The sequence below is a fragment of the Psychrobacter sp. Ps6 genome (assembly GCF_022129235.1).
In the GTDB taxonomy this organism is placed as follows: domain Bacteria; phylum Pseudomonadota; class Gammaproteobacteria; order Pseudomonadales; family Moraxellaceae; genus Psychrobacter.
In genome coordinates this window covers 183,088-196,327 of record NZ_JADQAI010000004.1, presented here as the reverse complement: position 1 = coordinate 196,327, position 13,240 = coordinate 183,088, and the positions used below count along the sequence as shown (strand labels likewise).

The 13,240-nt window shown below is 46.4% G+C and carries 13 protein-coding genes; 10 read left to right on the top strand and 3 right to left on the bottom strand.

Annotated features, from left to right (window positions below; translation table 11 throughout):
* Positions 1 to 3 precede the first annotated feature (3 nt).
* The 3 genes from I3255_RS06710 to I3255_RS06700 all read right to left on the bottom strand — a co-directional run bounded on the left by I3255_RS06710 (position 4) and on the right by I3255_RS06700 (position 2,645).
* Positions 4 to 741, bottom strand: coding sequence for an amino acid ABC transporter permease (locus tag I3255_RS06710; RefSeq protein WP_075106828.1), 738 nt, complete (start codon positions 739 to 741; stop codon positions 4 to 6).
* On the bottom strand, positions 741 to 1,577 hold the full coding sequence (locus I3255_RS06705; protein ID WP_238038120.1) for an amino acid ABC transporter substrate-binding protein: 837 nt from the start codon (positions 1,575 to 1,577) through the stop codon (positions 741 to 743). The genes I3255_RS06710 and I3255_RS06705 overlap by 1 nt, the downstream gene beginning before the upstream one ends.
* Before the next feature lie 324 nt (positions 1,578 to 1,901).
* Positions 1,902 to 2,645 carry a UTRA domain-containing protein gene (locus I3255_RS06700; RefSeq protein ID WP_238038119.1) on the bottom strand — a complete coding sequence of 248 codons (744 nt, stop codon included), beginning with the start codon at positions 2,643 to 2,645 and terminating at the stop codon, positions 1,902 to 1,904.
* 293 nt (positions 2,646 to 2,938) lie between these two features.
* Between I3255_RS06700 and hutU the strand changes: the two genes are divergently transcribed.
* The 10 genes from hutU (at position 2,939) to I3255_RS06650 (ending at position 13,234) form a co-directional block, all read left to right on the top strand.
* Positions 2,939 to 4,651, top strand: coding sequence for a urocanate hydratase (hutU, locus tag I3255_RS06695; protein WP_238038118.1), 1,713 nt, complete (start codon positions 2,939 to 2,941; stop codon positions 4,649 to 4,651).
* 63 nt (positions 4,652 to 4,714) lie between these two features.
* Positions 4,715 to 6,277 carry a histidine ammonia-lyase gene (gene hutH / locus I3255_RS06690; protein ID WP_238038117.1) on the top strand — a complete coding sequence of 521 codons (1,563 nt, stop codon included), beginning with the start codon at positions 4,715 to 4,717 and terminating at the stop codon, positions 6,275 to 6,277.
* A gap of 27 nt (positions 6,278 to 6,304) precedes the next feature.
* Positions 6,305 to 7,333, top strand: a complete 1,029-nt coding sequence (gene hutG, locus I3255_RS06685) for a formimidoylglutamase (RefSeq protein ID WP_238038116.1) — start codon at positions 6,305 to 6,307, stop codon at positions 7,331 to 7,333.
* Between the two features lie 62 nt (positions 7,334 to 7,395).
* Positions 7,396 to 8,721, top strand: coding sequence for an imidazolonepropionase (hutI, locus tag I3255_RS06680; protein WP_238038115.1), 1,326 nt, complete (start codon positions 7,396 to 7,398; stop codon positions 8,719 to 8,721).
* A gap of 244 nt (positions 8,722 to 8,965) precedes the next feature.
* Complete coding sequence (locus tag I3255_RS06675; RefSeq protein ID WP_040641606.1) at positions 8,966 to 9,328, top strand: roadblock/LC7 domain-containing protein; 363 nt, start codon at positions 8,966 to 8,968, stop codon at positions 9,326 to 9,328.
* 189 nt (positions 9,329 to 9,517) lie between these two features.
* Entirely contained in the window at positions 9,518 to 10,012 is a 495-nt protein-coding gene (locus I3255_RS06670) for a PAS domain-containing protein (RefSeq protein WP_238038114.1), read from the top strand.
* Positions 10,013 to 10,015: 3 nt separating this feature from the next.
* Positions 10,016 to 10,765, top strand: coding sequence for a PhnD/SsuA/transferrin family substrate-binding protein (locus I3255_RS06665; RefSeq protein WP_238038113.1), 750 nt, complete (start codon positions 10,016 to 10,018; stop codon positions 10,763 to 10,765).
* Between the two features lie 99 nt (positions 10,766 to 10,864).
* Positions 10,865 to 11,494: a hypothetical protein gene (locus tag I3255_RS06660; protein WP_238038111.1), complete on the top strand. Its 630-nt coding sequence runs from the start codon at positions 10,865 to 10,867 to the stop codon at positions 11,492 to 11,494.
* A gap of 62 nt (positions 11,495 to 11,556) precedes the next feature.
* Positions 11,557 to 12,171 (top strand): hypothetical protein, encoded by a 615-nt coding sequence (locus I3255_RS06655; protein WP_201599568.1) that lies wholly within the window; start codon positions 11,557 to 11,559, stop codon positions 12,169 to 12,171.
* A 385-nt stretch (positions 12,172 to 12,556) separates the two neighbouring features.
* Positions 12,557 to 13,234 (top strand): histidine kinase, encoded by a 678-nt coding sequence (locus tag I3255_RS06650; protein WP_238038109.1) that lies wholly within the window; start codon positions 12,557 to 12,559, stop codon positions 13,232 to 13,234.
* The last annotated feature ends 6 nt before the right edge of the window (positions 13,235 to 13,240 follow it).

Sequence of the window (13,240 nt, the reverse complement as noted above, 5' to 3'; positions counted from 1 at the left end):
AGCTTATTTTGCTACATAACGATCAAGGCGCGTTTCAAGCTTGCCTTGGATAAAGGTCAAGAACAGACAGATACCCCAATAAATAATCGCCGCTTCGGTATACACCAGCATAAACTCATAGTTACGGGCCGTGATGATCTGCGCTTGTTTAAACAGCTCAGTGACCAATACCAGTGAAGCAAGCGAGGTGTCTTTTACCAAGCTAATAAAGGTGTTAGATAATGGCGGCACCGATACGCGCAGCGCTTGCGGTAAAATCACATGACGGAAAGTCTGCAAATACGTCAAACCAACAGTTGAACCCGCTTCCCATTGCCCTTTTGGAATAGACAAAATCGAGGCGCGCACCGTCTCTGATGCATACGCACCAATATTGAGCGAGAATGCAATGATCGCTGAAGGAAACGGATCGAGCTTGACGCCCACACTTGGTAAACCGTAGAAAATAATAAACAGCTGAACCAGCATCGGTGTACCGCGAATTGCTGATACATAGATACGAGCCAAGCGATAAATGATCTCATGGAACCAACCAGCACGCGGTACAATCCGAATCAATGCGACGGTCAAAGCAATCGCCATACCGATAGCAAATGAGATCAATGCCAGCGGTATCGAATAATAGATACCGCCTTTGAGCATTGGCCAAAACGACGAGATGACAATCTGTGCTCGATCAGGACTCATAAATGGCAATAATGCCAATAGTTCAGCGAGCACAGATGTGATAGAAGCCAACATTACTTCTGCTGACTTACATCAGCACCAAAGAACTCTTCGCTAAGTTTGGTGAGTGTACCATCAGCGGCGAGTGCTGCCATTGCTTCATCCAATTTTGCCACAACTTCATCGTTGCCTTTGATAAGCACGAGACCTGAGCCTGTTTGTTCACTTGGTGGGGCTGTCAGTTTGATCTCAAGATCAGAGTCTGGGAATTTTTTGAGATAATCGAGTACGGCTAGATTGTCATTCATCGTAAAGTCAGCGCGGCCTTGCTTAACCAATTGGACCGCTTGTGCCATACCATCGACAGGGACGATTTCTGCACCGTATTTTTCTGCCAGCTCACCGTAGTTACTGCTGAGTGATTGCGCGGTACGTAAACCCTTTAGGTTATCCCAAGAGCTATAACGGTTGTCATCAGTCGGTGCCAATGCAACCGCGCCTGACCAGCTATAAGCCATAGATTTGTCATATTTGGCTTGACGCTCAGGCGTCGTTAAGCTGACTTGGTTGGCCACCATATCAAAGCGTTTTGAATCCAAACCTGCCAGCATCGCATCCCACTGAGTCTCTTTAAACTCAACATCAACACCCAGTTTGTCCGCGACCGCACGCGTCACTTCGACGTCATAGCCTGTCAGCTTGCCACTCTCATCATGATACGTGAACGGAGGATATGTACCCTCTGTACCGACGTTAATCGTGCCGCCGTTATTGATACGTTGCAGCAAATCAGAACCGCCTGTCGACGCAGTGTCAGTGGCAGTAGTGTCAGCTTCATTAGTATTAGACTGACCACAAGCGGCAAGCAAAACAGTACTAGCAGCAAGGGCTAAAAGAGTACGACGTTTCATAAGACGTCCTTATAAGAGTAAATGAATAAGTGAAAATGGTTAGCGCCAACAAATAGGGAAAAGCCGATACAAAAGGGCAATATAATAACCGCTCTGCAATATTCGACTTTGGCTGCTCGATTTGAGGGTGCTCAGCATATTTTTCAATACCGCTTCCCTATTATTTTTGAATTTTTTAAGCGTATTAAGATCGGATTGCTCTTCAATAAATCGCTACTGCTGCTAAGTAAATCGCAGCTCATGGATATAGTATCTCACTTTAGACAGAAAAAACGTACAAAATCGGTGAGTATACGTTAGGTAGTGACTGTCATTAACGCCGGACTACAGCTCACCCGAGAATTGATAGCGATCACCGGCATGCCACATCTTCACAAAAGTGACGACCTGACCGGCTGAATAAGTCTGGCGACGCAATACGAGCGTTGGTGACTGCGCTGCAATCTGCAACGCATCTGCCACCTCGTTTGGTGCCGCAAGCGCACGTATGGTGTAGCTGCCACTCTCTAACGGTATTTTGGCAACCAAATAATCACTGGTATTAACCACTGTAAAGTCTTGCTCAATAAACTCAGGCACTTTTTTAGCATCGACCCAGCGCTCTTCAAACTGTATAGGCTGATCATCTGCAACGTGAATAATTTTCACCTCGTATAAAACAGGTGCATCACTAGCGTCTGTATGAGTCACGGTAGCCATTTCATCAATACCAAACTTGCGGCGCAACTCATCATCGAGCATCGAAGCTGTGACTGCGCGCTTACTCACCACTTTTGCTTCGTAATCGCGATTGGCAGATTTTAGATCCTCTGCGATATTACGCACTTCTACAAAGGTATGGTTGAATTGCTGCTGTGCGACAAACGTGCCTGAGCCTTGACGCCGCTCCAATACACGCTCCTCGCTCAGCTCTTTGAGCGCGCGATTCACCGTCATTCGTGAGACACCAAACTCTGTCGCCAGTGCCATTTCTGTCGAGATCGCGTTGCCTGCTTGCCATTTGCCAGAGTGAATATTGTCCAATATCGCATTTTTAATCCGCTGATACGCCGGAATTGTTTTTGTCATATTCGTTTTAAACCGTCAGTTCCGCTAATAAGGATAGCGCCATAATATCACGACAATCATGCGAACTCTTATTCATATCACTCTATCAGTTATGCTCTTTTTTTCATTAATTCTAATTTTTATCAAAAAATCCTTGCATGAAAAAACTATCTTTGATAATTTGTATATACAATTTATAGCAAGTCTAAAAATCTTGACCTAGCTACGTTACATTTCGATGCGTTTATAGACTGACTGTAAAACACCTACTTTGACTACTTTATTGCCCTATTAGTTACCACAAGGATATGACCATGACTACTGAAAACGGAACCAACAATAAACTTACCCGCCGTGATGAGTCTCGCGATATCGCCGCGCCTACAGGCAGCACGTTGCATTGCAAAAGCTGGCTGACCGAAGCCCCTTATCGCATGCTGCAAAACAATCTACATCCTGATGTGGCCGAAAATCCAAAAAGCCTTGTGGTATACGGTGGTATCGGACGCGCAGCACGTAACTGGGAAAGCTATGATCAAATCTTAGAATCGCTCAAAACGTTAGAAGATGATGAAACCTTACTCGTACAGTCTGGTAAGCCAGTCGGCGTGTTTCAAACACACGAAAACGCACCACGCGTATTGATTGCCAATTCTAACCTTGTACCGCGCTGGGCAACGTGGGAGCACTTCAATGAGCTCGATCGCAAAGACCTATTTATGTATGGTCAGATGACAGCAGGTAGCTGGATTTACATCGGTACGCAAGGCATCGTGCAAGGGACTTACGAGACCTTTGTTGAAGCAGGTCGTCAACATTATGATGGCAGCTGGAAAGGACGTTGGATTTTGACCGCTGGTCTGGGCGGTATGGGCGGCGCGCAGCCATTAGCGGCTACCTTTGCGGGTGCGACTTCATTGAATATCGAATGTCAGCAGTCTAGTATCGATTTTCGTTTGCGTACGGGTTATGTCGATAAGCAAGCAGACGATCTTGACCACGCTTATGAGTTAATCAAGCAACATACTGACGCGGGTGAAGCGGTCTCTATCGCGCTACTTGGTAACGCTGCAGATATCTTGCCTGAGATGGTCAAGCGCGCTAATGCTGGCGGTATGAAGCCTGATTTAGTCACCGATCAAACCTCGGCGCATGATTTAATCAATGGCTATCTACCAAGCGGCTGGACGGTCGAAGAATGGAAGGCCGCCCAAGAAGATCCAGAGCAACATGCTGCCCTCACCAAAGCCGCTGCTCAATCTTGTGCGGTACACGTCCAGGCAATTTTAGATCTGCAAGCGATGAATATCCCAGCGACTGATTACGGTAATAACATCCGTCAGGTGGCGTTTGATGAAGGGGTTAAAGATGCCTTTAATTTCCCAGGCTTTGTCCCCGCTTATATTCGTCCGCTGTTTTGCCAAGGCAAAGGCCCATTCCGCTGGGTAGCACTATCTGGTGACCCAGAAGACATCTATAAAACGGATCAAAAAATTAAAGAATTGTTCCCTGAAAACCAGCATATCCATCGCTGGCTTGATATGGCAAAAGAGCGCATTCAGTTTCAAGGCTTACCTGCCCGTATCTGCTGGTTGGGACTGGGCGAACGTGACAAAGCAGGGTTGGCATTTAATGAGATGGTCAAAAACGGTGAGCTAAAAGGCCCTATCGTCATTGGTCGTGATCATTTGGACACGGGCTCTGTTGCCAGTCCAAACCGCGAAACAGAAAGCATGAAAGATGGCTCAGATGCGGTATCTGATTGGGCGCTATTGAACGGCATGCTGAACGTGGCAGGCGGCGCGACGTGGGTATCATTGCATCATGGCGGCGGTGTCGGCATGGGCTACTCGCAGCATTCAGGCATGGTCATCGTTGCAGACGGTACGGATGCCGCTGCCAAACGCTTGTCACGAGTACTGGTCAATGACTGCGGTTCAGGCGTTATGCGTCATGCCGATGCAGGTTATGAGTTAGCAATTAAAACAGCAAAAGATTATGGTCTAAACCTGCCAATGATTAAATAGTTTGAACTACCTTAATATTATAAAAACAAACACTTATATGACTATGCAACTAGGATTACCCCTATGGAAAATATCAAGCAACTAACCCTACACCCACGCCAGCTTAGCTTTGAGATGCTACGTGACATCTATGAGCAGCCTGTTATATTGACACTGACTGAGAGTGCTTATGAGGCGATTGATGCCTCGCATGAAGACGTGCGCACCATCATTGCCCGTGATAAGAGCGCTTATGGCATCAATACAGGCTTTGGTTTACTTGCCAAGACACGTATCAGTGATGACCAACTTGAGCTCCTTCAGCGTAACCTGATCGTTTCTCACTCGGTAGGTACTGGTGACGCGCTACCAGATGGTGTGGTACGACTGATTATGGTGATGAAAGTTGCCAGCCTAGCACAAGGCGTCTCTGGCGTACGCCGCGAGGTAGTTGATAGCTTACTTGGTTTAATCAACAATCAAATCACGCCAAACATTCCAGCCAAAGGTTCAGTCGGTGCCTCTGGTGATTTAGCGCCACTATCACACATGACGCTTGCGATGATGGGTGAAGGTCACGTCTATGTCGATGGCAAAAAAGTCCTTGCCGCTGATGCCTTAGCGCAGCACGGACTTGAGCCTATTACGCTTGCAGCCAAAGAAGGCCTTGCACTCATCAACGGTACACAAGTATCAACGGCACTAGCATTACGTGGTTATTTCTTAGCGCGTGATTTGCTTGAAACAGCAACCATTGTCGGCTCACTGTCAATTGATGCAGCCAAAGGCTCGGATTCACCATTTGATGCTCGGATTCACGAAGTACGTGGTCATCATGGTCAGATAGAGATCGCCAAAGCGCATCGTCAATTGATCAAAGGCAGTGCTATTCGTGCCTCACATGACGGCGAGCAAGATGATCGCGTACAAGATCCTTATTGCCTACGCTGTCAGCCGCAGGTCATGGGTGCTTGTCTTGATATCATCAACCAAGCAGGAAAAACACTACTTATCGAATCCAACGCGGTAACCGACAATCCGCTTATCTTTAATAACGAAGATGGCCCAGTCGCCATTTCAGGTGGTAATTTCCACGCTGAGCCAGTCGCTTTTGCCGCGGATATTTTAGCCTTGGCAATCGCTGAGATTGGCTCGATGTCTGAGCGCCGTGTGGCCTTACTAATTGATGCAACGTTATCAGGCGGTCTGCCGCCCTTCTTGGTCGATAACGCTGGGGTCAACTCAGGCTTTATGATTGCGCATGTAACGGCAGCAGCATTGGCCTCAGAAAACAAATCTATCGCCCATCCAGGCAGTGTCGATAGTATTCCGACCTCTGCCAACCAAGAAGATCATGTATCGATGGCCACCTATTGTGCTCGCCGCCTATATGAGATGGCGCAAAATACCGCGACCATTATCGGTATTGAACTGCTAGCTGCTGGTCAAGGTATTGACTTCCATCGTGGACTCGAGACATCAGAGCCGTTGACAGTGGCGCATCAAAAGCTACGCGAAAAAGTCACGTTTTATGATAAAGATCGCTACCTAGCCCCAGATATCGAGGCAGCCAAGCAGCTAGTACTAGACGGTACACTTGCTCAGCATTGGCAAGAGCTGCGTCGCGACTGGTACGAGTCTAAATAACGGTTAACTGGTTAAAGGAGAGCAAGGATGACAGTAGCAACCACACCCATTAGTCATACAGTCGCTGATATGACTCAGTGGACAGGCCGTGCTGAGCCGTTTGAGACTGCACGTGCCCGCTATTGGTATCAGCTCGCCCAGCCTTATGAGGCTCAACATATTGGGCTGGTTGGTTTCGCTTGTGACCAAGGGGTTAGACGCAATCAAGGGCGCGCGGGCGCACGAGCTGCACCGCCTTTGATTCGTCGGGCGTTCGCTGCATTGCCAGTCATTGCCGAGTTGCAACAACGCTTTAATGATCAACTACCATCCTTACTAGGTGATGCCGGTGACATTTACTGTCATGACAACGACGGCTTTGCCGAGCGTACCCTTGAGCAAGCTCAGATTAAATACGCCGATGCAGTTAGCACTATCCTCAAGCAAGGTGGCCTACCCATCGGGCTTGGCGGTGGTCATGCCATCGCTTACGGTAGCTTTTTAGGATTATGGCAGGCCTTAGAAAATACCAGCGAAGCAAATGCCACGCCTACTGTCGGAATCATTAATTTTGACGCGCATTTGGATATTCGTCAGTCTGATGTGGCGACTTCTGGAACACCTTTTCGTCAAATTGCTGAGCACCTTGATACACACGATCAACCCTTTTATTATTGCTGTATAGGCGTCAGTCGCTTTTCTAATACCGCCGCGCTCTTCGATCGCGCCGAGCAACTGGGTGTACAGGTCATTAGTGATGAAGACTGTCATTATCAGCCTTGGGATACACTTGCCGAGCAGGTCAAAAGCTTCATAGATCAGGTCGATATCGTGTATCTCACCATTGATATGGACTGCCTCCCCTTTAGTGTCGTCCCGGGTGTCAGCGCGCCTGCCGCCTTTGGTATTGAGCTTGGTTTTGTTGAGCGTATGGTCAAGCTGATCATGTCATCAGGTAAAATGAAAATGGCTGATATTGCTGAAATCAACCCGACCTTTGATGTTGATAGTCGTAGCTGCAAAGTCGCTGCTCGATTGCTGGCAACGATTATAGAACAGCACTTACTTGTCACTTAAATCTTACGAACAAAGGTCTTGCAAACAAAGATCGCTCGCCTCCCAATCATTAGGAGCATACTATGAATGAATCAGAGAGTTTTAATGAGCAGACGCTCGACGAATCTACGATGACATCGTTTGATCACCTTATTATCAATGCCAACATTGCGACGTTTTCAGCGCACTATGGTTTTGATCTTTATGAAAACGAGGATCCTGATAGCGTCCCATACGGTCAGTTAGAGAACGCCGCTATCGGTATTAAAAACGGCAAGATTGCTTGGATTGGAGTACAGGAACAAATCGTTACTCATCTGCCTCATTATCAAAAGAACCAAATCACAGACGTCGATGGTAAATGGATAACGCCTGGGCTCATCGATTGTCATACGCACATTGTCTATGGCGGCAACCGCAGCAATGAGTTCGAAGCGCGTTTGCAAGGTGCCAGTTACCAAGACATCGCTGCACAAGGCGGCGGTATTGTCGCAACTGTGAGCGCCACCCGTGAGGCTAGTATTGAATCGCTATTTACCCAAAGTGAAAAACGTCTAGTCGCGCTGATGAAAGAAGGCGTCACCAGTATCGAAATCAAGTCGGGTTATGGTCTGGACTTAGACACTGAACGCAAAATGCTTACTGTCGCTCGTCAGCTTGGCGAAAAGTATGACATTCATGTGAGCACTACTTATCTAGCAGCGCACGCCTTACCACCTGAATATAAGTCTCACATGCAAAACCGTGCGGACGACTATATCGAGCAAGTCTGCGAGTGGCTGCCGATTCTGCATGCAGAAGGCTTAGTCGATGCGGTCGATGGTTTCTGTGAAAACATTGCCTTTAGTAGCGATCAGATTAGACGCGTTTTTGAGGTTGCGCGCTCATTGGACCTGCCAGTCAAACTACACTCTGAGCAGTTATCTGATATCGGCGGTAGCGCTTTAGTTGCCGAATACAAAGGACTATCTAGCGACCATTTAGAGCACTTATCAGAAGAAGACATAGCGAAGATGGCTGCTAGCAACACGGTTGCCGTGATATTGCCCGGAGCGTTTTATACGTTACGTGACACCAAACTGCCACCGATTGAGGCACTGCGCACGCATCGCGTCCCGATGGCGATTTCGACCGATTGTAACCCTGGCACCTCACCGTTAACGTCGCTGTTATTGACGATGAATATGGGCTGTACGCTTTTTTACCTCACGCCTGAAGAAGTACTGGCAGGATCGACGGTTTATGCGGCGCAGGCTTTGGGGCTACCTAATAAAGGTAAAATAGAGGTTGGCTGTGATGCCGATTTAGCATTATGGGATATCGCCCGCCCTGCTGACTTGGCCTATCAGATGGGGCTTAATCCTATTCAAGGCATTATGGTTCAAGGACAATGGCGCGAGGCAATATAGTCAAACTACTTTTATTTATCGTAACCAAAAAAGCCCCAGTCATACAATGATTGGGGCTTTTTTAATAAAAATATTAAAAATTTTATGAAATTGAAGAAAAAAATCTCCATAACCTTATTTTAAATAGGGATTTACTATATCAATATTTTTAGTAAGGATTTATAATACCCTTTTTTAAATAGGGTTATTTTTGGCTAACTATAGTTCATAAATAAAAATTAACACACAGTATAGAGAAAGCGATATGCGTACAGATTCATTTCAACAGATATTGGAAGACTTAAACAGCTCATCAGCAGATGTTGAAGCATCTGCCCTAATCTCTAACGATGGTCTGATGATTGCCTCAGCTCTACCAACTGGCGTTGATGAAGACCGTGTTGGGGCGATGTCAGCGGCACTGCTATCATTGGGTGACCGTGCAGGTCGCGAATTGGCACGCGGTAGTATCGATCGCATCATGATTCAAGGCGAAAAAGGCTATGTGATCATGACCTCATCAGGAGAAGAAGCAGTGCTCACCATCATGGCAAAACCCAATGCCAAGCTTGGCTTGATATTCTTAGACATCAAGCGTGCTTCAGAAGCCCTTGCAAAACTTATTTGATTGGTAGCTTTAGCTTTTAACAAGCGCCGTATCCATTCGCTTTTTAATTATTATAAACATAGTCGGTTCAATATGATTTGCATACAAGGAAGCCGGGCGAAAGTACTATAAGTAGTAGACTAAGCAAGGCTGACACCGTATCCCATTTATAGAGGATTGACTACATAACGACTAATAAAGGAGATGACCATGGGTTCTCCAATCCCTGATGCACACAAGCCTGACCTGCCTGCTGAGCAAATCACCCTAACCTATTATGATGGAACGTCACGGACTGTCTATGATACAGGAATAGAACGTCCCTATCCCGATGGCAAATTGATTGTCTCGCGCACCGATTTAGACGGTATTATTACTCACGTCAACGATGCCTTTGTCGAGATTAGTGGCTACAGCGTTGATGAGCTCATCGGTCAACCGCAATCTATCTTGCGCCACCCTGATATGCCAAAAGCCGCCTACAAAGACCTGTGGGATACCGCTGAATCTGGACGAAAATGGCATGGCTATGTCAAAAACTTATGCAAAGACGGTAGTCACTATTGGGTATATGCCACGGTCGTACCCAATGTTCGCCGCGGCGAAACCGTTGGCTACACCTCAGTACGCCGCAAGCCATCACGCAGCAAAATTGAAGCGGCACTGTCTCAGTACGCTCAAATGAAACAACATGAGGAAGGCTAAATCATGACGACACACAATATGTTAATCGCCCCTGATTTCTCGCCTGAGCGCTTTGCAGGCTGGCACATGTTTAATACCTTGATACAAAAACGTGCCAACCTAAACATGCATCTTAATATTCCAGCATCACATGCTGAGCAAGAAGCATTGATTGAGGCAGGTGATATCCAAATTATCTACGCCAATCCTTTTGATGCAGCCGCCCTGATACGCGCGCAAGGCTATCGAGCCATTGCACGACCTATCGGTAAGTCTGATGAGATGGTGATTGCAGCAGCGGCCAATAGCGATATCGACCGCCTAGAAGATATCCATGCGGGTGCAACTGTCGCCATGGCAGACAACCGCGACGTCAAGCTGATTGGTTTGCGTTTGCTAGAAGCTGTCGATATAGAAGAATCTGATCTTAACTGGGATGTGACTGAGACCTATCAAGCAGCCGCCCGCAAAGTGATCAAAGGCGATGCCCAAGCGGCTTTCTTCTTAGCGGAGATATTTCACAGCTTTTCACGCTTAACCAAAGCTCAGCTATCGGTACTGATTGAGAGTGATTTGGCAGATATTAGCCATGTCCTGCTTATCAAAGATGACTTCCCAGATGCGCAACTCTTTATAGATGCCATTCTTGATTTGCATAGCGATGACGATGGTAAAGAAGCCTTGACTGAACTAGGTATGCCGCAGGGGTTTGAGGCGATGAGTGAAGAAGATGCTGAGTTCATGATTGATTTGATGCAGACATTATTGGACTGATCGCTTATTAGCTTTATTGATATCGCACTTCGTTTTACAGAATTAGGCTGTGGCTTGTTGCGCTTTTTGCCATCACGGCTATGACAAGAGGATACTATGATGTCTGATGCAGACCTGATCAAAGAAAATGAGAAAGTCGCGCACCGAGTATTTCGACTTTACTCGCGCAAGGTGTTTTTGGCACCCAATAACCGTCACTTTCATGAGCAGCGCATCAACGCCGCCTTACTGATGACTGAAAAAGAACCGTTACAAGGCGCTGTAGCGGACTTTTTCTATGGTTGCTGGTTTGATATTCCGTACGATGTCAATAATCTATTTACGCGTATTAAAGATCGCTTGTACCCTGATGCCCAGCAAGGGTTTCGCGATTGTATTGATAAAAAAAGCTACATTCAGCGCAACAGTATGCTCGCCACTCGCTGGAGCGTACTGGTGTCGCCTTCGCTCAATGAGCAAAAGCAACGACTGCGTATCAGTAGCGATGATGCCAAAGAAATCGCTAAAGACATCACAAGCGAGTTGATGCAAGCACGTGCTAGCCAAGACTGGGGCACCATTGAGCAAATTGAAAATGAGTTTTTTGCCTATTGTACGGCGCGCAACGATCGTCTGGCATTTTCATTAGTATGGTTTAGCTTGGGCAAAAGTGATTGGCAGTTTGATAAGCGCTGGGACAATTGCCAACAGCACCTTGATCAAACCATTAGACCTTCTACTACACGATAGATTGTCATTCATTTATTACCTTAAATATTTTTTATCACCCTTTCATCACTACGGTAGCCGCTATGTCCTCTTACTTGAATGCTGATAAAACCTATCTAACCTTAACGCCCGCTGGTATTTTTGAGGCATTTTCACAGAATGAGCCGACTGACGAGCAGTTGGCGCTACAAGATTTATTGTCTTATGGGCAGACACTACTCGCTGCTGATTGGTTGCAGCGTTATTCTGATATATGGCTACAAAGCTTTATCGAGCAAGGCTGGATTGAAAAACTGTCTTTGCTTTTGCCAGCACCCAATTTGCCACTGGATCAGTTTTTGCCTTACGTAGTCGCGAGCTTATCTGGCAAACGCCGTGCCGCAATTGGCTCTGATGAAGGGTTTTGTCTGGCTCGGATTGGTTATAGTCAAGAGGAAGCGGACATGCTCAGTGTCGCAGCTGCTGATTTTTCAGGATTTATGCTTCGCCAAAAACAGCGCGGCTGGGCAGTAGAGAGTCAAGCCATCTCGTTTTTTCAGCAAGTTGACTTACTTATTCCTGAAACCAGCTTTGTGTTTTTATGGATTGACGGTGCAGGTTATGTGCTCATCATCGACGGCGAACCCTTGACCAACAGTCGCGCCTTTGTAGAGCTGGTATGGGCGCTCAAGACATCTGGTCTAAAGTTTCTTAGTTGATGGAGTTAAGCCATTACTCAACATAATTCCTTCATACCATAGTAACATAAGTGCGCTTGTCTTAGGTCGAGCGCCCTTTCCTCTCTTATAACCATCCGCGTCTAATGGCTTTCTTGTCTATTACTTTCTAGTGCTGGACGATTTTGCACAGCAATAACAATACCTTCAGAATTAACAATAACTTGTCATCGTTTAGGTCATACTCTCCTCACACCTGTAAGACGCTTTTCTTGGCGCTACCGAGTCTTTTATAAAACAAAAACTTCTACAGTCGCTCACTTTCTACTATTTCCAATATTTAGATACCTTATTCGAACGTCCTACCTCATCGACAGTGGCAACCTCTGCCAAACCTTGCATTTTTGCTTATTTTTTAGGACAGTTTATGACTTCGCTGACCACCGTGCGCGTACGCTATCAAACGATCGAAATTGGCAACACTGACATTCATGTTTGCACCCTGCGTGACAATCAGCAATTTAGCGACCCTGATGATGAGGCATTGAATTTGGGCATTTGCTCCGCTTCTTGGCCGATGTTTGGTGTCATATGGCCATCAAGCTTGGTACTTGCCAATCATATGCTCGATTACGATATCGCGGGCAAACGAATTTTGGAAGTGGGCTGCGGCATGGCGCTATCGAGTTTGCTGCTCAATCATAGACATGCGGACATTACAGCGACTGACTATCATCCAACGGTTGAGTATTTTCTGGATAGAAATACCACACTGAATAATAGCAAAGAGATTAATTTTGAGCGTTTAGACTGGTCAGAGGACAATAGCCATCTTGGCAAGTTTGATATCATTATCGGCAGTGACTTACTCTATGAAGATCAACACATCGATATATTGGCGGAATTCATAGAGCGCCATGCCCTACCGACCTGTGAAGTCATCGTAGTCGATCCTGGTCGCGGTCGCAAAAACAAGCTGACTAACAAAATGATTGAGTTTGGCTTTAGTAGTCAGCATGTCAAACCTGAAAATACGACTTATCTAGAGTTGCCGTTTAAAGGACATATTTTGACGTTTTCAAGATCGGCCGTATCAGATACATAGAGTCCG

Coding starts and splice junctions, on each gene's coding strand:
- hutH (WP_238038117.1), top strand. CDS start 4,715: ATGGAAAATATCAAGCAACTAACCCTACACCCACGCCAGCTTAGCTTT.
- I3255_RS06660 (WP_238038111.1), top strand. CDS start 10,865: ATGTCTGATGCAGACCTGATCAAAGAAAATGAGAAAGTCGCGCACCGA.
- I3255_RS06655 (WP_201599568.1), top strand. CDS start 11,557: ATGTCCTCTTACTTGAATGCTGATAAAACCTATCTAACCTTAACGCCC.
- I3255_RS06665 (WP_238038113.1), top strand. CDS start 10,016: ATGACGACACACAATATGTTAATCGCCCCTGATTTCTCGCCTGAGCGC.
- I3255_RS06710 (WP_075106828.1), bottom strand. CDS start 741: ATGTTGGCTTCTATCACATCTGTGCTCGCTGAACTATTGGCATTATTG.
- I3255_RS06700 (WP_238038119.1), bottom strand. CDS start 2,645: ATGACAAAAACAATTCCGGCGTATCAGCGGATTAAAAATGCGATATTG.
- I3255_RS06705 (WP_238038120.1), bottom strand. CDS start 1,577: ATGAAACGTCGTACTCTTTTAGCCCTTGCTGCTAGTACTGTTTTGCTT.
- hutU (WP_238038118.1), top strand. CDS start 2,939: ATGACTACTGAAAACGGAACCAACAATAAACTTACCCGCCGTGATGAG.
- hutI (WP_238038115.1), top strand. CDS start 7,396: ATGAATGAATCAGAGAGTTTTAATGAGCAGACGCTCGACGAATCTACG.
- I3255_RS06675 (WP_040641606.1), top strand. CDS start 8,966: ATGCGTACAGATTCATTTCAACAGATATTGGAAGACTTAAACAGCTCA.
- I3255_RS06650 (WP_238038109.1), top strand. CDS start 12,557: ATGACTTCGCTGACCACCGTGCGCGTACGCTATCAAACGATCGAAATT.
- hutG (WP_238038116.1), top strand. CDS start 6,305: ATGACAGTAGCAACCACACCCATTAGTCATACAGTCGCTGATATGACT.
- I3255_RS06670 (WP_238038114.1), top strand. CDS start 9,518: ATGGGTTCTCCAATCCCTGATGCACACAAGCCTGACCTGCCTGCTGAG.